Origin of the sequence: Bradyrhizobium sp. HKCCYLRH2015, from assembly GCF_051168215.1 — a bacterium.
In the GTDB taxonomy this organism is placed as follows: Bacteria; Pseudomonadota; Alphaproteobacteria; order Rhizobiales; family Xanthobacteraceae; genus Bradyrhizobium.
In genome coordinates, this window is sequence record NZ_JBNPUO010000001.1 from 525273 (window position 1) to 542390 (window position 17118).

The 17118-nt window shown below is 65.1% G+C and carries 17 protein-coding genes; 8 read left to right on the forward strand and 9 right to left on the reverse strand.

The window, feature by feature from the left end:
• The first annotated feature begins 200 nt into the window (after nucleotides 1-200).
• Nucleotides 201-602, forward strand: coding sequence for a response regulator (locus ACQR1H_RS02275; RefSeq protein ID WP_315801147.1), 402 nt, complete (start codon nucleotides 201-203; stop codon nucleotides 600-602).
• 124 nt (nucleotides 603-726) lie between these two features.
• Here the strand turns inward: ACQR1H_RS02275 and ACQR1H_RS02280 are convergent, their stop codons facing one another.
• The 8 genes from ACQR1H_RS02280 to ACQR1H_RS02315 form a co-directional block, all read right to left on the reverse strand.
• A complete protein-coding gene (locus tag ACQR1H_RS02280; RefSeq protein ID WP_315714776.1) occupies nucleotides 727-1845 on the reverse strand; it encodes a branched-chain amino acid ABC transporter substrate-binding protein in 1119 nt (372 codons plus the stop codon).
• A gap of 157 nt (nucleotides 1846-2002) precedes the next feature.
• On the reverse strand, nucleotides 2003-2734 hold the full coding sequence (locus tag ACQR1H_RS02285; RefSeq protein ID WP_315801146.1) for an ABC transporter ATP-binding protein: 732 nt from the start codon (nucleotides 2732-2734) through the stop codon (nucleotides 2003-2005).
• Complete coding sequence (locus ACQR1H_RS02290; protein WP_315801145.1) at nucleotides 2731-3564, reverse strand: ABC transporter ATP-binding protein; 834 nt, start codon at nucleotides 3562-3564, stop codon at nucleotides 2731-2733. Before ACQR1H_RS02290 ends, ACQR1H_RS02285 begins: the two co-directional genes overlap by 4 nt.
• Nucleotides 3561-4889, reverse strand: coding sequence for a high-affinity branched-chain amino acid ABC transporter permease LivM (gene livM, locus ACQR1H_RS02295; protein ID WP_315801144.1), 1329 nt, complete (start codon nucleotides 4887-4889; stop codon nucleotides 3561-3563). Before livM ends, ACQR1H_RS02290 begins: the two co-directional genes overlap by 4 nt.
• A 13-nt stretch (nucleotides 4890-4902) precedes the next feature.
• Entirely contained in the window at nucleotides 4903-5820 is a 918-nt protein-coding gene (locus ACQR1H_RS02300) for an ABC transporter permease subunit (protein WP_315801143.1), read from the reverse strand.
• A 296-nt stretch (nucleotides 5821-6116) separates the two neighbouring features.
• A complete protein-coding gene (locus ACQR1H_RS02305) occupies nucleotides 6117-7196 on the reverse strand; it encodes a hypothetical protein (RefSeq protein ID WP_434895329.1) in 1080 nt (359 codons plus the stop codon).
• 43 nt (nucleotides 7197-7239) lie between these two features.
• Entirely contained in the window at nucleotides 7240-9210 is a 1971-nt protein-coding gene (locus tag ACQR1H_RS02310; RefSeq protein WP_434907057.1) for a glycosyltransferase, read from the reverse strand.
• The gene (locus tag ACQR1H_RS02315; RefSeq protein ID WP_315801140.1) at nucleotides 9210-10415 is read right to left on the reverse strand and encodes an HlyD family secretion protein; all 1206 of its coding nucleotides are present in this window, start codon (nucleotides 10413-10415) and stop codon (nucleotides 9210-9212) included. The genes ACQR1H_RS02310 and ACQR1H_RS02315 overlap by 1 nt, the downstream gene beginning before the upstream one ends.
• A gap of 528 nt (nucleotides 10416-10943) precedes the next feature.
• On the opposite strand from ACQR1H_RS02315, the gene ACQR1H_RS02320 reads away from it, so the two are divergent.
• Nucleotides 10944-11492 (forward strand): hypothetical protein, encoded by a 549-nt coding sequence (locus ACQR1H_RS02320; protein WP_315801138.1) that lies wholly within the window; start codon nucleotides 10944-10946, stop codon nucleotides 11490-11492.
• Between the two features lie 22 nt (nucleotides 11493-11514).
• Here ACQR1H_RS02320 and pcaD read toward each other — a convergent pair whose 3' ends face one another.
• Nucleotides 11515-12297, reverse strand: a complete 783-nt coding sequence (gene pcaD, locus ACQR1H_RS02325; protein WP_315801137.1) for a 3-oxoadipate enol-lactonase — start codon at nucleotides 12295-12297, stop codon at nucleotides 11515-11517.
• Between the two features lie 232 nt (nucleotides 12298-12529).
• On the opposite strand from pcaD, the gene ACQR1H_RS02330 reads away from it, so the two are divergent.
• The 6 genes from ACQR1H_RS02330 (at nucleotide 12530) to ACQR1H_RS02355 (ending at nucleotide 17116) form a co-directional block, all read left to right on the forward strand.
• Complete coding sequence (locus ACQR1H_RS02330; RefSeq protein WP_315801136.1) at nucleotides 12530-12976, forward strand: SRPBCC family protein; 447 nt, start codon at nucleotides 12530-12532, stop codon at nucleotides 12974-12976.
• Between the two features lie 131 nt (nucleotides 12977-13107).
• Nucleotides 13108-13593 carry a (2Fe-2S)-binding protein gene (locus tag ACQR1H_RS02335; RefSeq protein ID WP_434884305.1) on the forward strand — a complete coding sequence of 162 codons (486 nt, stop codon included), beginning with the start codon at nucleotides 13108-13110 and terminating at the stop codon, nucleotides 13591-13593.
• A gap of 48 nt (nucleotides 13594-13641) precedes the next feature.
• Entirely contained in the window at nucleotides 13642-14499 is an 858-nt protein-coding gene (locus ACQR1H_RS02340; protein WP_315801135.1) for an FAD binding domain-containing protein, read from the forward strand.
• 31 nt (nucleotides 14500-14530) lie between these two features.
• Nucleotides 14531-15439 (forward strand): AAA family ATPase, encoded by a 909-nt coding sequence (locus ACQR1H_RS02345; RefSeq protein WP_316238840.1) that lies wholly within the window; start codon nucleotides 14531-14533, stop codon nucleotides 15437-15439.
• A gap of 134 nt (nucleotides 15440-15573) precedes the next feature.
• A complete protein-coding gene (locus ACQR1H_RS02350) occupies nucleotides 15574-16779 on the forward strand; it encodes a vWA domain-containing protein (protein ID WP_316215959.1) in 1206 nt (401 codons plus the stop codon).
• 13 nt (nucleotides 16780-16792) lie between these two features.
• Nucleotides 16793-17116 (forward strand): XdhC family protein, encoded by a 324-nt coding sequence (locus ACQR1H_RS02355; protein ID WP_315750017.1) that lies wholly within the window; start codon nucleotides 16793-16795, stop codon nucleotides 17114-17116.
• Nucleotides 17117-17118 lie beyond the last annotated feature (2 nt).

Consider the following 17118-nt stretch of genomic DNA (forward strand, 5'->3'; position numbering starts at 1 on the left):
ACGCGGCGGCCACCACTTTTGCGCGATAAAAATCAATGTTCTAATGAAGGTTGTATGGTACCAGATCGAGACGTTCTGTAGAATGAGTCGATAGTAGAAGTAACTGCACCTTTACCGCTAATGAGATAAATATACCGGTAGTTGTGCTCGATTTCCTTCGATGTTGTAGGCTGTCCAACGGAAAAATTCTGGAGAAGTTGATGCCACGGATTCTGGTGGTCGACGATCAGAAGGATGTGCGCGCCATGATCTCCATGGTGCTGCGCGTCAATCAGTTCGACGTGGTCGAAGCGGGAACCGCCGCGTCCGGACTGCAGCTGTTCCGCGACCAGGCATTCGATGCGGCCATCGTCGACATCTATCTCGATGATTCCAATGGGCTCGATCTCATCGGTAGCATGCGTGCGCTGGTTCCCGACGTGCCGGTGGTCGCCGTCTCCGGCATGAACGCCTTCGATGGCGCGTCGATGTCGGACGAGCTGACCCGTGTCGTGTACTTGCAGAAACCGTTCCGCCCGGCGGAGCTGATGCGCGCCGTCGAAACGGCCCGGTCGGCAGTCGCGGCGAAGGGGGCCGCATCGCTTTCGGCCTGTGCCGGCTGAGCCGGCCTGCTACTTTCTCTCCGTATGACGGAGTTTCGCAATTTCCTTCAGGCGCTTCGACAAAACGCCCCGGTCGATGACCGGGGCGTTTGCATCCAGCTGATGATCGAAGCGGGAGTTCCTATCAGGATCCCTTGCCGCCGAGCTCGGCGTAGCCGCCCTTGGCGTCCCATTTGTAGACGACGTAGTCGATCTGCTTGATGTCGCCCTTGGCGTCGAAGCCGAGCTTGCCCAGCACCGTGTCCCACTCGCCGGCCTTGATGGTGTCCATCACCTTCTTGGCGTCGGTGGTATTGGCCTTCTTCACCGCCTGCGACCAGACCTGGATCGCGGCGTAGGTGTAGAGCGTGTAGCCCTCGGGATCGATGTTCTTGGCCTTGAACTTGTCGACGATCGCCTTCGCGCTCGGCTTGTTGCGCGGCTCGGGGCCGAAGGTGAACAGCGTGCCTTCCGCGGCAGGACCGGTGATCGAGGCGAACTCCTTGTCGTTCATCGCGTCGCCCGCCATCAGGATGGTCTTGAGACCCTGGTCGCGCATCTGGCGCAGGATGAGGCCGGCTTCCTGATGATAGCCGCCGACATACACGAGATCGATGTTGTCACGCTTCAAGCGGGAGACGATCGCGTTGAAGTCCTTGTCGCCCTTGTTGTAGGACTCGAACATCTTCTCGGTGACGCCGGCCTTGTTCAGCGCCTTCTTGGTCTCGTCGGCGAGACCCTTGCCGTAGGTGGTCTTGTCGTTGAGGATCGCGATGTTCTTGCCCTTGAAGTTCTTCGCGATGTAGTTGGCGGCGACGAGACCCTGCTGGTCGTCGCGGCCGCAGACGCGCGCCACGTTCCACAGCTTGCGCTCGGTGAACAGCGGGTTGGTCGAGGCGGGCGTGATCTGCAGGACGTTGCTGTCGGCATAGGCCTCGGAGGCCGGGATCGACGACGACGAGCAGAAATGGCCGGCGACGAACGGAATGCCGGAGCCGGCGAGCTTTTCGGCAACCGAGCGTGCCTGCTTCGGATCGCAGGCATCGTCACCCACCTGCAGTGCGAGCTTCTTGCCGAGCACGCCGCCGGCGGCGTTGAGGTCGGCCACCGCCATCTCGGCGCCGTTCTGCATCTGGCGGCCGAAGGCCGATTCACTGCCGGTCATGGGGCCGGCCACGGCGATGTTGATGTCTTCGGCGAAAGCTGCGGTCGAGAGCGCCAGCGATGCGCCCAGGGCCAAGCCGATGAGTTTGAGTGGTTTCATGAGAAATCCTCGCGGGGGGTAGGTCGACACGGAACGGCCCGAACGGCGGGCCGCAGACCGCGCGCATTGTGGCTGATTTTCCGGCGAAGTCACCGGCAATTTTTGACCACACCTACGAAGGACTAAGGCCATTCTGGCCGGGTTTTGAGGGCCCGCCTCAGTGGCGGCCGCCCTCAAGATAGGCGGCGCGGATCTCTGGCCGCTGCAGCAGCTCGGTGCCGGTGCCCGACAGCGTAATCATGCCGTTGACCAGTACGTAGCCGCGATGGGCGAGCTTCAGCGCATGATTGGCGTTCTGCTCGACGATCAGCACGGTGAGGCCGTCCTGGCGGTTGAGTGTCCGAATGGCGTCGAAAATCTGGCGGGCGATCAGCGGCGCCAAGCCGAGCGAGGGCTCATCCAGAAGCAGCAGGCGGGGCCGGCTCATCAGCGCGCGCCCGATCGCAAGCATCTGCTGCTCGCCGCCGGACAGCGTGCCGCCGCGCTGGTCCATGCGCTCCTTCAGCCGGGGAAACAGCGCGAAGACGCGCTCCAGCGTGGCGGCCCGCTCGGCGTCGGTCGTCTCGCCGGCATCGGCGCCCATCTGCAGGTTTTCCGCCACGCTCATGCGCGGAAAGATGCGGCGTCCCTCGGGCGACTGTGCGATGCGCAGCCGCGCGATCTGATGCGTCGGCACCTGCGTGATGTCGTTGCCGTCATAGACGATGTGCCCGGAGCTCGCGCGCGGGCGGCCGAAGATCGACATCATCAGCGTCGACTTGCCGGCGCCGTTGGCGCCGATCAGCGCGACGATCTCGCCGGGCTTGATGTCGAGATCGACGCCCTTCAGCGCTTCGATCTTGCCGTAGGACGCGCGAAGATTGCGGATCGCGAGCAGGGACGCACTCACGCCTCGGCCTCCATCACGGCTGCGGCCTCTTCCTCATCGGTGCCGAGATAGGCGGCGATGACCTTCGGGTCGTCGCGGATCTCGCGCGGCGTGCCCTCGGCGATCTTGACGCCGTAGTCCATCACGACGACGCGGTCGGAGATTTCCATGACGACGCTCATGTCGTGCTCGATCAGCAGGATCGACGTGGCGTGATCGGCCCGGATCGACAGCAGCAACTCGCTCAGCGCCGCACTCTCCCGCGCGTTGAGGCCGGCGGCCGGTTCGTCGAGGCAGAGCAGGGCCGGCGAGGTGCACATCGCACGCGCGATCTCCAGCCGGCGCTGGTCGCCATAGGCCAGATTGCCGGCCGCGTCGTCGGCGCGGTCGATCAGACCGACGCGCTTCAGCCAGAACACCGCATTGTCGATCGCGCTCTGCTCGGCCGCGCGCCACGAGGGCACGCCGAGCAGGCCGAGCAGCGTCATGCCGGACGCGCGCATCAGCGCGTTGTGCTGCGCGACCATCAGGTTCTCGAGCGCCGTCATGCCCGGAAACAGCCGGATGTTCTGGAACGTCCGCGCCACCTTGGCCTGTTTGGAGATGTTGAAGTCCTTCAGCTTCTGCATCTCGAACTGCGCGCCGTCATCATGGGTCAGGCGGATGACGCCTGACGTCGGCTTGTAGAAGCCGGTGATGCAGTTGAACACGGTGGTCTTGCCGGCGCCGTTGGGGCCGATCAGGGCCGTGATCTGCGTGCGTTGTGCGGTGAACGACAGCGCATTGACGGCGACGATGCCGCCGAAGCGCATGGTGAGGTTTTCGAGTGCGAGAATGGGAGCGGAGCTCATCCGTGGCCTTCCTTGACGAGGTCCGAAGAGATGCTCTTGGATTTTTCCAGGAATACGGTCGGCGCGCGATGGCCGACAATGCCGCGGGGACGCCAGATCATCACCAGCACCATGGCGAGACCGAACACCAGCATGCGGTAGTCCTCGAGGCTTCTGAACAGCTCGAAGCCGCCGATCATGGCGAGCGCCGCCAGTGCCACGCCGAGCTGCGATCCCATGCCGCCGAGCACGACGATGGCGAGCACCAGCGCCGATTCCTGGAAGGTGAAGGATTCCGGGCTGATGAAGCCCTGGCGCGTCGCGAAGAAGGCGCCGGCGAAGCCGCCGAACATGGCGCCGGTCGCAAATGCGGTCAGCTTGGTGGTCGTGATGTTGATGCCGAGCGCGCGGCAGGCGACCTCGTCCTCGCGCAGCGCTTCCCAGGCGCGGCCGATCGGCAGCCGGCGCAGCCGGATGGTGACCCAGTTGGTCAAGAGGGCCAGCGCCAGGATCAGATAGAACAGGAAGACGATGCGATGCGTCGGCGAGAACGGGATGCCGAGCATCGACGCAAGGCCGCCTTCGCCCGGTGTGAGCGGAATGCCGAACAACGTCGGTCGCGGAATCCCGGAGACGCCGTTGGGACCCCCGGTCACGTCCTGCCAGTTGATGAGGACGAGGCGGATGATCTCGCCAAAGGCCAGGGTGACGATGGCGAGGTAGTCACCGCGCAGCCGCAGCACCGGAAAGCCGAGCAGCACGCCCCAGAATGCGGCGAGGATGCCGGCGAGCGGCAGGCAGATCCAGAACGACAGGCCGAAGGTGGTCGAGAGCAGGCCGTAGGAATAGGCGCCGACGGCGTAGAACGCGACGTAGCCGAGGTCGAGCAGGCCGGCGAGACCGACCACGACGTTGAGGCCCCAACCCAGCATGACGTAGGTGAGGACCAAAATGCCGAGGTCGAGAATATAACGCTGATTGTAGAAGATCACCGGCACCAGGAGGGTGAAGATCAGCAGCGCCGGCGCGAGATAGCGGCCGGCGACCGACATGCCGCTCTGCACGGACGGCGGAACGAAGCTGCCGAGGCCGCCGCGCGGTCCGAGCCATAGCCGCAGCAGCTCGACCACGATCGAGCCGACGAACACCGCCGCAACCAGGCTGGCAAGGTCGCCGAAGCGGGTCCAGTATACGAGCTGGCCGCTCTGGCCCGCTTCGGTGCGGACGCCGACCATCAGGGAGAACAGGCCGAGAGCGACCAGTGCGCTGAGAAAGGCCTTCCTGAGGATGAAGGCGGCTCCAACCGGTTCGGAGCCTTTCGACGAGGCGGGAAGGGACGCGCTCACGCGGACTCCATCTTCAGACTTTTTCGACTTCGGGCCGGCCGAGCAGGCCGGTCGGCAGGAAGATCAGCACCACGATCAGGATCGAGAACGCCGCGACGTCCTTGTACTCCACGGAAAAATAGGCCGACCAGAACGTCTCGATCAGTCCGATCGCGAGGCCGCCGAGCATCGCACCCGGCAGCGAGCCGATGCCGCCGAGCACCGCCGCCGTGAACGCCTTGATGCCGGCGACGAAGCCCATGAAGAAATCGACCAGGCCGTAATACAGCAGGTACATCATGCCGGCGACGGCAGCGAGCGCCGCGCCGATCACGAAGGTCATCGAGATCGTGCGGTCGACGTCGACGCCGAGCAGTGCCGCCATGGTCTGATCCTGCTCGCAGGCGCGCATGTCGCGGCCGAGCCGCGTGCGGGATACCAGCCAGGTGAACAGCGCCAGTAGAACGATGGTGGTGATGACCACCACGATCTGGATGTTGGAGAGCTGGACGACGAAGCCGCTCGCGCCCTCGTGCAGCGTGTAGCCGCCGGTGATGATCGGCGGCACCGGCTTGACGCGCGCGCCCTGCGACACCTGCGAATAGTTGGTGAGCACGAACGACATGCCGATGGCGGACAGCATGGGCGCCAGGCGGAACGAGTGCCGCAGCGGGCGATAGGCGACGCGTTCGATGGTCCAACCATAGAGCGCCGTGATGGCCATCGACACCAGCAGCACGATCAGCAGGATCACCGGAACCGCAGTCAGGCCCAGCGATACCAGCACCAGGAAGGAGATCAGCGCGATGAAGCCGCCGATCATGAAGATGTCGCCATGGGCGAAATTGATCATGCCGACGATGCCGTAAACCATGGTGTAGCCGATGGCGATCAGGCCGTAGATCGAGCCGAGGACGAGGCCGTTGATGAGCTGTTGCGCGAAATAATCCATGAACTGCCGTGGGTGAGACTGCCGATACCGGTTCGCAACGCGGCGGGGGCCTTGCAGAGCGGGTGCTGGTATGCCTGGACATGCACCCGCGCCCAAGGCGACGCGTGCGGCAGTACTAACAGCTAGGAACCGGGTGCCGCAACAGCGTGCAGTGCCACAATTGCGGGCTTATCCCGCCTCCTTTGATGGCGCGGTTCCCCTGCCTTCCTCGGGGCCGGCCGTCGCCATCAAACGAACGCCAGGGAACCCAGCACCGAGCGCCGAAAAGGGGGGTTCTCGCACTGGTTGCGGCGCCGCTATATGCCGCTACCGCTGTCTTCCGGCGGCCCAGGCACTTTCCCCATCAGCTTCGACTGAAGCCGGACCAGGGCGTCGCGCAGCCGCGTCGCCTCGTCGTACCGGGTTTCCCGAGCCAGCAGGCCGGAGAACGGATCTTTCACCATGGTCTCGGCGCCCTGGGCGAGACGGCGCATCGGCGTCGCCACCCATTGCGCGGCGAAATTGAGCAGGACCAGAATCGAGAACACGCCGCCGGCAACATTGAACCAGAACGAGCGCACCAACTGGCGGGTCGGGGCCATCGCGGCAACGGCGTCCTGCCGGACCAGGACGGACCAGCCGAAGCTCGGCAGATCGGCGTAGCCCACGGTGGGGATGGTGACGGTGAAATAGTCCTTGTCGTCGGGCCATCGCTCGATGAGCGCGACCGAGGCCCCGCGGCTTGCGGCCTGCGCCGAGCCGATCGTCAGTTGCTTGCCGACGAGATCCGGCGGCCCGAACAGCACGATACTTTCGCGCGACAGCAACACCAGGTCTATGTTGCGCGACGCCAGCGCCGCGACGGATTCGATCACCCATTTCCAATCGACTTGAGCCCCGATGACGCCGCCGGGAGTGCCGTCGCGCATCAGCGGAGCCGACATGGCAATGAAGCGGTACGATCCCGAAGCGGTCTGCGACAACCGGTCTAGCGCCTCCGACTCGTGGGCATCAACAGCCGTCGGCGTCCCGAGACCCTGCCGGAACCAGCGCATGTCGGCCACGCTTCGTCCTTCCAGCATCCGGTCCTTGCTCGCGATCACCTTGCCGCCGGGGTCGGCGATGCCTAGCCAGGCATAGCGCGGCTCGAGCTCGCTCACGAACTGGATCTGTCGGCGCGCCTCGGCGATGTCGGCTGGGTCGATGATCGCGGCGAGCCGCGACACGTCGCTCCACGTGCCGTACATCTGTCGCGCCAGCAGGTTTGTGCTGAGCTCACCGCGGGTCCTCAACTGCTCGATCGCGAGTTCCTCGCCGCGCCGCTGCAGAGACGCCGAATAGAGAATGGCCACGGCCAGCGCCGTCACGAGGATCAGCGTCGCGCCGCCGAGGAACACCGTAGTCTGTAAGCTCCACCGTCGCCTGGTCATCGTGTTCTCCTCAATCGGCCACGGCTCGCGCGAGTTCTTTCAGCATGCGGCCGAGATCGCCGCTGTCGGCGCCCGGCACTCCACTTGCCGTGTGTAGTCGCTCGATGATCTGGGCGCGCTGCTGCGGCGTTACGCCGAATATGAGCCGGTAGCCGTCGTTTGTCGGAGCCGCGACCTTGGTCTGGATTTCGCCGAGCAGGGGCAGGGTGAGCGTGCCGGTGGTGCCGGTCGCAAGGCCGACGGGACCGCTGACGCGCGCGCCGCCGGGACCGAGATTGACGATCCAGCCGCGTTGCGCCTTGCCGTCGACCGTCAGGGTTATCGGCTCGACGATCTGACGTTGCGGCCGGTTGTAGCGTGGACGATCGATGCAAACGGCGATCGCCACCGACAGCACCAGAATGTTGTAGACCGTCCAGAACATCACGATGACGACGCCGTCTCCCGCGGTCGCCGTGGTATTGAACACGAAATCGGACGTCAGCGACACGATCAGGCCACCGACCGTCAGCGTCATCAGGATCAGGAAGGGCCGCATCAGCGGCCATTGGACGATGATCTTGGCGCGGTCGCCGCCCTTGGCGGTGACCGAGAATTTGTGTGGGCCGGGGGAGAGAAGGCCGAGAGCGGCGGCACGGAGCACGGGCCATGCTGCGACGATCTGCGAGACATCGTTGACGATCGGAATGAACAGTCCCTTGGACAGCCAGTTCAGCGTGTACATGATCGAGAGATAATATGGGCCGTAGTACCGGATGATGTCGGCGATCGAGGCATTCACCACGGTCACGCCGCCCCACCAGTAAAGCAGCGGACAGATCAGCGCGGCGAGGCGGAACGGATAGGTCGACGTCCAGTAGAGCAGCGAGTCGAGCACGCTGAGCCGGTGGAAGACATCGAGACCATGGGAGCCGAACGGATTGTAGACGTTGCGCGCGATCTGCATGAGGCCGAGGCACCAGCGGCCGCGCTGCACGACGTATTCCGCAAGGCCTTCCGGCGCCAATCCCTCCGACAACGCCTCGTTCAGGTACACGGTCTGATAGCCGTGTGCAGACAGGCGCAGCGTGAGCAGGAAATCCTCGGTGACGCTCTCGGTCGGGACGCCGCCAATCTCCTCCACGGCGGAGACGCGGAATATCGAGGAGGTCCCGCAGCACATGGCGATGCCCCAGGCGTCGCGCGCCGGCTCGACGTTGTCGAAGAAGTGGCGCTGCTCGTCGGGGTAGGCTGCGCCGATGCCGAGATTGTGCTGGATCGGGTCCGGGTTGAAGAAGTGTTGCGGCGTCTGTACGAGGCCGACAGCCGGGTCGTGAAACAGCGCCATCGTCCGCTCGATGAAGTCGACATGAGGCACGAAGTCGGCGTCGAGAACGGCGACGAAGTCCGGCCGGTCCGCATCCGCCGCGCGCAGCCGCAAGGCATTGTTGATGTTGCCGGCCTTGGCGTGCGACTTGTCGGTACGGGCGACATAGCCGATGCCGTGCTCGGCGCAGTAATTCTGGAGCCAGGCCCGGCTGCCGTCGTCGAGGACGAAAACGCGTAATGCCGCATAAGTGATGGCCTTGGCGCCGACGATGGTTCGCTCCAGGACTTCGAGCTGCTCGTTATAGGTTGTGATGAAGATGTCGACCCGAGGCGGCGGCCTCGGAAGCCACCAGCCGGCATGGCGATCAGCTTCCGTCGTCCGCTCCTTGGTTCGGGTCAGGATCAGGAAGGCGAAGGACGACGACACGACGGTGAGCGCTTCGAGAATGGCGAAGCCCCAGCTGAGGATCCCATCCGGCGTAAGGCCAAGCGGGGCAAGAGTCTCCGTGAAGCGCCAGGCGACATAGCGCCAGGCCAGCAGGATCGAGCCGCTCAGGAGCAGGGCCCGCCAGTACCATTTCCGCGGGTCCAGGAGGGGCAACACCAGGAGGCGCAGTCCGATGACGACTGCAATGACTGCGAACGCGGACAGAAATGGTGACAGCGTCGGCATCAGTAGCCGTACCGGGCGACGAAGCGGCGGAATGCCGCGACCGGTCCGCTGGTGAAGATCACCCGGCCGGTGCGCCCGATGGCGCAGGACAGGTCCGGCTGCTTGGCGAGATCTGGCACCGCCACGGTGACGTCGAAGCGCTGCAAGTGCTGCGGCGTCGGGCCGACGGCGAGATTGGCGTAGAGCTGCGAGGCGCCCGAGCCGCCGAGACGTGTCACCGTTCCATCGAATATCCGGTCGTCGCCGAACAGACGGAACTGCACCGGGACACCGATCGACAGGCTGTCGTAGAGCCTTTCGGGAACGCTCGCGGTCACCACGAGACTGTTGCAGTCCACCAGCTTGACGAGATCCTGACCTCGACGGGCATACTCGCCATCGTCGACGAGGAAGTCCCAAGCCATGCCCGGTACGCGGGCCCTCAGCGTCGCCGAGGTCAGTCGATTGATCCGGACGCGCTCGGCGTTGATCTGCTGCTCGTACTGGAGCTGGCGGGATTGGATCTGCTGCTCGTCCACGGCAAGTTCGGCGAGACGCAGGTCGAGCTCGTGGATGCGCTGCATCGAGAACGGCACGTCATTGTAGGAGTCGCCGATGAAGACCCCCGATTGCGCGGAGCCCAGCTCGGTCTCGAAATAGTTGGTGCGCTGCTTCGCGCTTTCGACATCCTGCTTGGCGATGTCGAGCGACACGCTGGCCTGGTCGAGGCTGGCAATCGTCTGGACCCCGCGTTCCTTCAGCTCGTTGGCCCGCGTGAAGGTGAGATCCGCGAGCTTCAGCCGGGCGGCCGCGGCATCTTCCGCCGCCTTTGCCTCGGCGATGCGTGCCGCGATCTGCCGGACGCGGCCGGTCTTGTAGTTGGCCGACTGGGTCGCGAAGGCGGCCCGGGCCTGCTCGAGCGCCGAACGCTGCGCTGGAACCCGCTTGAGCGCGATCTTCTGCTCGTCACGTTCGCGCTCGAGATTGAGCAGGCGCGTGGTGTCGAATCGGTCATCGACGATCTCGGCCATGAGTTCCCCGGCATTGACCCTGGCGCCGATATTGCTCACCCCCAGCGTCACGCGGCCTTCGATCGGCGCGCGCACGACGTACAGCCGGGCATTGACGGTCGCGTCGCCTGAAGTTCCCGCGAAATGCTCGCCGATCAGGATGTAAAGGCCGCCGGCGAGCAGGAGGATGCCGACGAAGATCCGAGCTACTCTCATGCGGTACTCCCGCTCGGCAGCTGCCTGCCGCATCACCATCCCGCTGTGCGAAACGCAGTCGTGCTCGTGTTAAGATAGTATTTAATTGTTCGGCTACTTTGACGCTAGTCAAGAACACCGATGGGGCGGCACAGAATTGCGAGGCGCCTGGACGATATCAGCGGCTGCCGCCGCGATCGGGCTGCCGGCGCATCGATCGTGCCCCGATGCAGGCGTCGGCGACGGCGGTCTTTCGCCGGAGGAGCCGCATCGCGGGGGGTGAAGACCGAGCGGGCGCAATGTTCGATGCGATGCAGATGTTCGAGGACGCGTCGATGGCCGGAAAGGCCGCTGTCACGCGGATATTCGAGGCCTGACCGGCGAGGTCATCAGCACCGTCTCCACGGCGATTGGACGGTGGACTCTCGCGCCTGTCGCCCCCTGTTAAGGTAAACAAATGGTTTAAATTGCCGTGCGGGTTTGCCGGGCGTTAGCTCGTCTGGAAATCGGCCGGACGGGCGGTTTGTGGGATGCAAAGGTGGGCGTGACATGATCAAGGATTGCGTGATCAGGAATTGGCGGCTCAGCTGCGTCAACGGTGTGCTGCTGGCGCTCTATTTCGTGCCCGCCTGGACCATCATCGCGTTTCAGATCATGGTTTCGCCGATCCAGGGGTTGTTCGCGCGGCCGAATATCGCGGTGGCGCTGTTCATCAGCGACCATCTGCAGCTGTCGGGCATCGAGACGGTCCGTGCCGCCTGGCTGCTTGCGCTGGCGCGACTGACGGTCGCAGGCTTCTTCGCGATGTTCCTGGTGCTGATCCTGGTTCCGCGGGTGCGAAAGGTGGCCGGCTATGTCGAGGCGCTGTCGATCGGGCTCGGCTTCGGCAGCATGCTCGCCTTCTTCAGCATGATCATGGCCGCCAAAGTCGGGGAGCCCCAGGCGTTGCGTCTGCATGCCACGGAACTCCTGATGCTGCTCGGCACGGCCATCGTCATGCTCGTGGAGAAGCCGTCGACGCAGGCCTCGCCGTCCTCCGCATCCGCTCCGCCGAAGATGATGGAGTCCACGGCGACGCCGTCGCCGCAGCAGGCATGACGCCCCGATCCGTCGCGGTGCATCAGCGCTGGGTCAGAAAGCCCAGCACGGCATCGTTGAACTGGCCTGCCGCTTCGACATTCGAGATGTGCGCGGCATCCACGATGGTCATGCTGGCGCCGGCGATCCGGCTGCGGATCGCTTCCGCCATCGCGATCGGCGTCGACTTGTCGTAGCGGCCGGCCACGACGAGGGTAGGGCTCTTGATGGCCGGCAGATCCTCGCGCAGATCCAAGGCGCGCAGTGCCGCGCAGCAGGCAAGATAGCCCTCGACGGGCGTGGCCACGAGCATCGCCTTCATCCGATCGGCGACATCAGGATTGTGATCGCGAAACTCCTGTGTCAGCCAGCCGGCGATGACGGTGTCGGCGATTCCAGCGAGTCCGCTGTCCTCGACCGCCTTGATGCGGGCGTCCCAGATTGCCGGATCGGGGTAGTAGCAGGTGGTGTTGGCGAGCACGAGCTTGCCGACGCGTTCAGGGGCATGGGCGGCGAGCCACTGCCCGACCATGCCGCCCATCGACACGCCGCACCAGTGCACCTTCTCGATGTTGAGGTCATCGAGAATCGCCAGCGCATCGCGGCCGAATCGCTCGATCGAGTAGGGCCCGGGCGGCACTTGCGATTTGCCATGACCGCGCCGGTCATAGCGGATCACGCGGAACACCTGCGTGAAGGCGCGCATCTGCGGCTCCCACATCTGCAGGGTCGAGCCGAGTGAGTTCGACAGCATCAGGGTCGGCCCGCCGTCGCGGCCCTCGACGGTGACATTCAACAGACAGCCGTCGGCATCGATCATCGGCATGGGCGGAATCCTTGTCGCAGGCGGTCGCGCCGCCGGAGGAATCGTGCAGATTTGATGGCGAACTAAGCACCGCCGCCGCCGTCTGCCAATCAAAACCCGACGGTGACGAGGTCCGGAATGCTGCGGTGCTCCGGCTTTTCTGCAACGCTTCCGGGCGCTGCCCGCCCTTCCTTTTGGGCGTTCGGTGCTTTACTTGAATGCCTCTAACCGCGCCAATCGGGGGGAGATGCACATGGCAATGACGATGACGGGCGAGGTCCAGCTGGCCGCTTCGCGAGAGCAGGTCTGGGACAAGCTGAATGATCCGGAGGTACTCAAGACCTGCATTCCCGGCTGCGAGGAGCTGGAGAGGACCGAGGATGGCGGCCTCCGCGCCGTCGCCAAGATGAAGGTCGGACCGGTCTCCGCGCGCTTCAAGGGCAAGGTGACCTTGAGCGATCTCGATCCGCCGAACGGCTACAAGATCTCAGGCGAAGGCGAGGGCGGTGTCGCCGGATTCGCCAAGGGTGGCGCGGTCGTCGCGCTGGCGGACAAGGACGGCGGCACGCTGCTGACCTACAATGTCGAAGCGCAGATCGGTGGCAAGCTGGCGCAGCTCGGCCAGCGGCTGATCAACGGCACCGCCAAGAAACTCGCCGACGAGTTCTTCGCCAACTTCGCCAAGGCGGTTCAAGGTTGATCGCAACCGACCCATGCGCGGCCGGGGGCGAGGTTGCCCGCCGCCGGGAGCGCCCATATGATGGTTTTCAACTGATTTTGCTGGGCTGCGCTGCAGTGCAACGCTGTGGCGCGGATAATAGAGAGTCCTGAATGGCCAAGATTTCCATGATTGTGAACGGTAATCCCGTCACGGCGAACGTCGATCCGCGGACGCTGCTGGTGCAGTTCCTGCGCGAGAATCTGCGCCTCACCGGCACCCATGTCGGCTGCGACACGTCGCAATGCGGCGCCTGCGTCGTCCATCTGGATGACAAGGCGGTCAAGTCCTGCACGACCTTGGCCGTCATGGCCGATGGTCATGAGGTCAGGACGATCGAGGGGCTCGCCGCCGACGGCGCGCCGCTGCATCCGATGCAGGAAGCGTTTCGCGAGCACCATGGCCTGCAATGCGGCTTCTGCACGCCCGGCATGATCATGACCGCGGTCGATCTCGTCCATCGCAAGGGACATGAGCTCAGCGAAGAGACCATCCGCGAGGAGCTGGAGGGCAATCTCTGCCGCTGCACCGGCTATCAGAACATCGTGCAATCGATCGCCGCCGGCGCCAAGGCGATGGCCAAATCGGACCTCGCCTAAACGTCTGACCTCGCCTTAGTCCGCCCGCTGCGCACAGGACATTTCCCCATGTACGAATTCAAATATCATCGGCCGGCGACCGTGCGCCAGGCCGCCAATCTCCTCACCAAGAACGAAGACGCCAAGCTGGTCGCCGGCGGCCACACGCTGGTGCCGGTCATGAAGCAGCGGCTCGCAAGCCCCCCGCATCTGGTCGATCTCTCCCATGTCGAGGGGCTCGATACGATCGAGGTGAAGGGCCGCAACCTCGTGATTGGCGCGATGGCGCGTCACGCCGACGTCGCCAACTCCGCCACCGTCGGCGAGGCGATTCCTGCGCTGGCACATCTGGCGAGCCTGATCGGCGATCCCGCGGTGCGCCATCGCGGCACCATCGGCGGCTCGATCGCCAACAACGATCCGACCGCGGACTATCCGGCGGCATGCCTCGCGCTCGGCGCCACCATCGTCACCAACAAGCGCAAGCTGAAGGCCGAGGAGTTCTTCCTCGGGCTGTTCACGACCGCGCTGGAGCCCGACGAAATCATCACCAAGGTGAGCTTTCCGCTGGCGAAGAAGGCGGCCTATGTGAAGTTCCGCAACCAGGCCTCGCGCTACGCGCTGGTCGGCGTGTTCGTCGCGCGCCGTCCGTCGGACGTGCGGGTCGCCGTGACCGGGGCCGGCGGCAACGGCGTGTTCCGCGTCACCGCCTTCGAGGAGGCGCTGCAGAAGCGGTTTTCGCCGAAGGTGCTGGAAGGCATTCCGGTCTCGGCCGAAGGCCTCAACAGCGACATTCACGGCAGCGCCGAATATCGTGCCCATCTGATCGGCGTGCTGGCGCGCCGTGCGGTCGATGCGGCCAATACCGGCGCCAAGGCCTCAACCGCGTCGGAGGGAGCCGCCGAACCCGAGGCTCCGGCTTCGTGACGGACGCGTGAAGAAGGAAGCGGTCTCGCCCATGAGTGCTCCGGCCCTGCCAGCATCGGTCGACGCGATGCTCGAATTGTTGTCCTCGCGCGGCTATCTGGCCGAGCGATCGCTGGCGACGGTGACCTATCTGTCGCTGCGCATGGGCCGGCCGCTGTTCCTTGAAGGCGAGGCCGGCGTCGGCAAGACCGAGATCGCCAAGGTCCTTTCGGCGGCGCTCGGTCGCAAGCTGATCCGACTGCAGTGCTACGAGGGTCTCGACGTCGCCTCCGCCGTCTACGAATGGAATTCAGCGGCGCAGATGATCGCGATCCGGCTGGCGGAAGCGGGCGGCGAGGTCGACCGCGATCAATTGACGTCGGACATCTTCGCCGACCGCTACCTGATCAAGCGCCCGCTGCTGCAGGCGCTGGAGCCGGATGTCGCCGGCGCGCCGGTTCTGCTCATTGACGAGCTCGACCGCGCCGACGAGGCGTTCGAGGCCTATCTGCTCGAGATCCTCTCCGACTTCCAGGTCACGATCCCGGAGTTCGGCACCGTCAAGGCGCCGCATCCGCCGATCGTCATCATCACCTCGAACCGGACCCGCGAGATCCATGACGCGCTGAAGCGGCGCTGCCTGTATCACTGGGTCGATTATCCCTCCGCCGAGCGCGAGCTCGCCATCGTCAAGACCCGGCTGCCCGGCATCTCGCAGCGGCTGTCGCAGCAGATCGTGCGCTTCGTCCAGGCGCTGCGCGACCAGGACTTCTACAAGTCGCCGGGGGTCGCCGAGACGCTCGACTGGGCGACCGCATTGACCGAGCTCGATGCGCGCTCGCTGAACGCCGAGGTCGTCGGCGACACGCTGGGCGCGCTGTTGAAGTATCAGGACGACATCGCCCGCATGCAGGGCGATGCGTTGCAGAAGGTGATCAAGGACGCGACCAGCGAGACTTGAGGCGGGGTCGCGCAACAACAACGGTCGTCATTCCGGGGCGCCCGGAGGGCGAGCCCGGAATCCATACTCACGATCGTGGTTATGGATTCCGGGCCCGTGCTTCGCATGTCCCGGAATGACGAGGGGATGGAGCCATGCCCACCAGCATCAATCACCTCGCGCCGCCGACCGGCGGCATCGCCGACAACATCGCTGGCTTTGCGCGGGCGCTGCGCGCCGCGGGCCTGCCCGTCGGGCCCGGCGCCGTCATCGATGCCATGACCGCGCTCGAGGTCATCGACATCGGCAAGCGGCCGGATGTCTTCGCCACGCTCGAATCGATCTTCGTCAAGCGCCACGAGCACGCGCTGATCTTCGCCCAGGCCTTCGACCTGTTCTTCCGTCCCGCCGAGGAATGGAAGTCGATGCTCGATTCGGTGCCGCTGCCGGACCACGCCAAGAAGAAGCCGCCGCCGGCCTCGCGCCGCGTCCAGGAGGCGATGTCGCAGCCGCAGATGCATGAGGAGCCGCAGGCGCAGGAGCAGGACCTGCGGCTCTCGGTGTCCGACCGCGAGGTGCTGCAGAAGAAGGACTTTGCGCAGATGAGCGCGGCGGAGATCGCCGACGTCACCAGGGCGATCGCCAAGATGCGGCTGCCGCAGGCCGAGCTGAAGACGCGCCGCCACACCACCGATCCGCGCGGCCACCGCATCGACATGCGCAAGACCCTGCGCCAGGCGCTGCGCACCGAGGGCGAGATCATCAATTTCCATCGCCTGGGGCGGATCGAGAAGCCGGCGCCGATCGTGGCGCTGCTCGACATCTCCGGGTCGATGAGCGAGTACACCCGCCTGTTCCTGCACTTCCTCCACGCCATCACCGATGCGCGCAAGCGGGTCTCGGTGTTCCTGTTCGGCACGAGGCTGACCAACGTGACGCGGGCGCTGCGCCAGCGCGATCCCGACGAGGCGCTGGCGAGCTGCTCGGCGAATGTCGAGGACTGGGCCGGCGGCACAAGGATCGCCACCTCGCTGCAGACCTTCAACAAGCAGTGGGCGCGGCGCGTGCTCGGGCAGGGCGCCATCGTGCTCTTGATCTCCGACGGGCTGGAGCGCGAGGCCGACAGCAAGCTCGCCTTCGAGATGGACCGGCTGCACCGCTCCTGCCGGCGGCTGATCTGGCTCAACCCGCTGCTGCGCTATTCCGGCTTCGAGGCGAAGGCGCAGGGCATCAAAACCATGCTGCCCCACGTTGACGAATTCCGCCCGGTGCATAACTTGACCTCGATCGAGACGCTGATCTCGGCGCTGTCGTCGCCGCTGCCGCCGCATCAGCGCAGCGCGATCCGGCCCGCCGCCTGAGAGGGAGATGACCATGCTCAATCGCGACGAAGACATCCTCAGGGCCGCCGAGGACTGGCACAAATCCGGTCACGGCGTGGCGCTCGCCACCGTGGTCGAAACCTGGGGCTCGGCCCCGCGCCCGGTCGGCTCCAACCTCGTGATCAACGACGAGGGCACCTTCCTGGGCTCGGTGTCCGGCGGCTGCGTCGAGGGCGCGGTCGTCACCGAGGCGCTGGACGTGATCTCCAGCGGCCAGCCGAAGATGCTTGAGTTCGGCGTCGCCGACGAGACCGCCTGGAACGTCGGGCTGTCCTGCGGCGGCACCATCCGCGTGTTCGTCGAGAAAGTGGGCTGACC

What these genes read in the sequence shown, in the direction of transcription:
- ACQR1H_RS02275 (WP_315801147.1), top strand. Translation starts at nt 201, where the DNA reads ATGCCACGGATTCTGGTGGTCGACGATCAGAAGGATGTGCGCGCCATG.
- ACQR1H_RS02280 (WP_315714776.1), bottom strand. Translation starts at nt 1,845, where the DNA reads ATGAAACCACTCAAACTCATCGGCTTGGCCCTGGGCGCATCGCTGGCG.
- ACQR1H_RS02290 (WP_315801145.1), bottom strand. Translation starts at nt 3,564, where the DNA reads ATGAGCTCCGCTCCCATTCTCGCACTCGAAAACCTCACCATGCGCTTC.
- ACQR1H_RS02300 (WP_315801143.1), bottom strand. Translation starts at nt 5,820, where the DNA reads ATGGATTATTTCGCGCAACAGCTCATCAACGGCCTCGTCCTCGGCTCG.
- ACQR1H_RS02310 (WP_434907057.1), bottom strand. Translation starts at nt 9,210, where the DNA reads ATGCCGACGCTGTCACCATTTCTGTCCGCGTTCGCAGTCATTGCAGTC.
- ACQR1H_RS02315 (WP_315801140.1), bottom strand. Translation starts at nt 10,415, where the DNA reads ATGAGAGTAGCTCGGATCTTCGTCGGCATCCTCCTGCTCGCCGGCGGC.
- ACQR1H_RS02320 (WP_315801138.1), top strand. Translation starts at nt 10,944, where the DNA reads ATGATCAAGGATTGCGTGATCAGGAATTGGCGGCTCAGCTGCGTCAAC.
- pcaD (WP_315801137.1), bottom strand. Translation starts at nt 12,297, where the DNA reads ATGCCGATGATCGATGCCGACGGCTGTCTGTTGAATGTCACCGTCGAG.
- ACQR1H_RS02330 (WP_315801136.1), top strand. Translation starts at nt 12,530, where the DNA reads ATGGCAATGACGATGACGGGCGAGGTCCAGCTGGCCGCTTCGCGAGAG.
- ACQR1H_RS02335 (WP_434884305.1), top strand. Translation starts at nt 13,108, where the DNA reads ATGGCCAAGATTTCCATGATTGTGAACGGTAATCCCGTCACGGCGAAC.
- ACQR1H_RS02340 (WP_315801135.1), top strand. Translation starts at nt 13,642, where the DNA reads ATGTACGAATTCAAATATCATCGGCCGGCGACCGTGCGCCAGGCCGCC.
- ACQR1H_RS02345 (WP_316238840.1), top strand. Translation starts at nt 14,531, where the DNA reads ATGAGTGCTCCGGCCCTGCCAGCATCGGTCGACGCGATGCTCGAATTG.
- ACQR1H_RS02350 (WP_316215959.1), top strand. Translation starts at nt 15,574, where the DNA reads ATGCCCACCAGCATCAATCACCTCGCGCCGCCGACCGGCGGCATCGCC.
- ACQR1H_RS02355 (WP_315750017.1), top strand. Translation starts at nt 16,793, where the DNA reads ATGCTCAATCGCGACGAAGACATCCTCAGGGCCGCCGAGGACTGGCAC.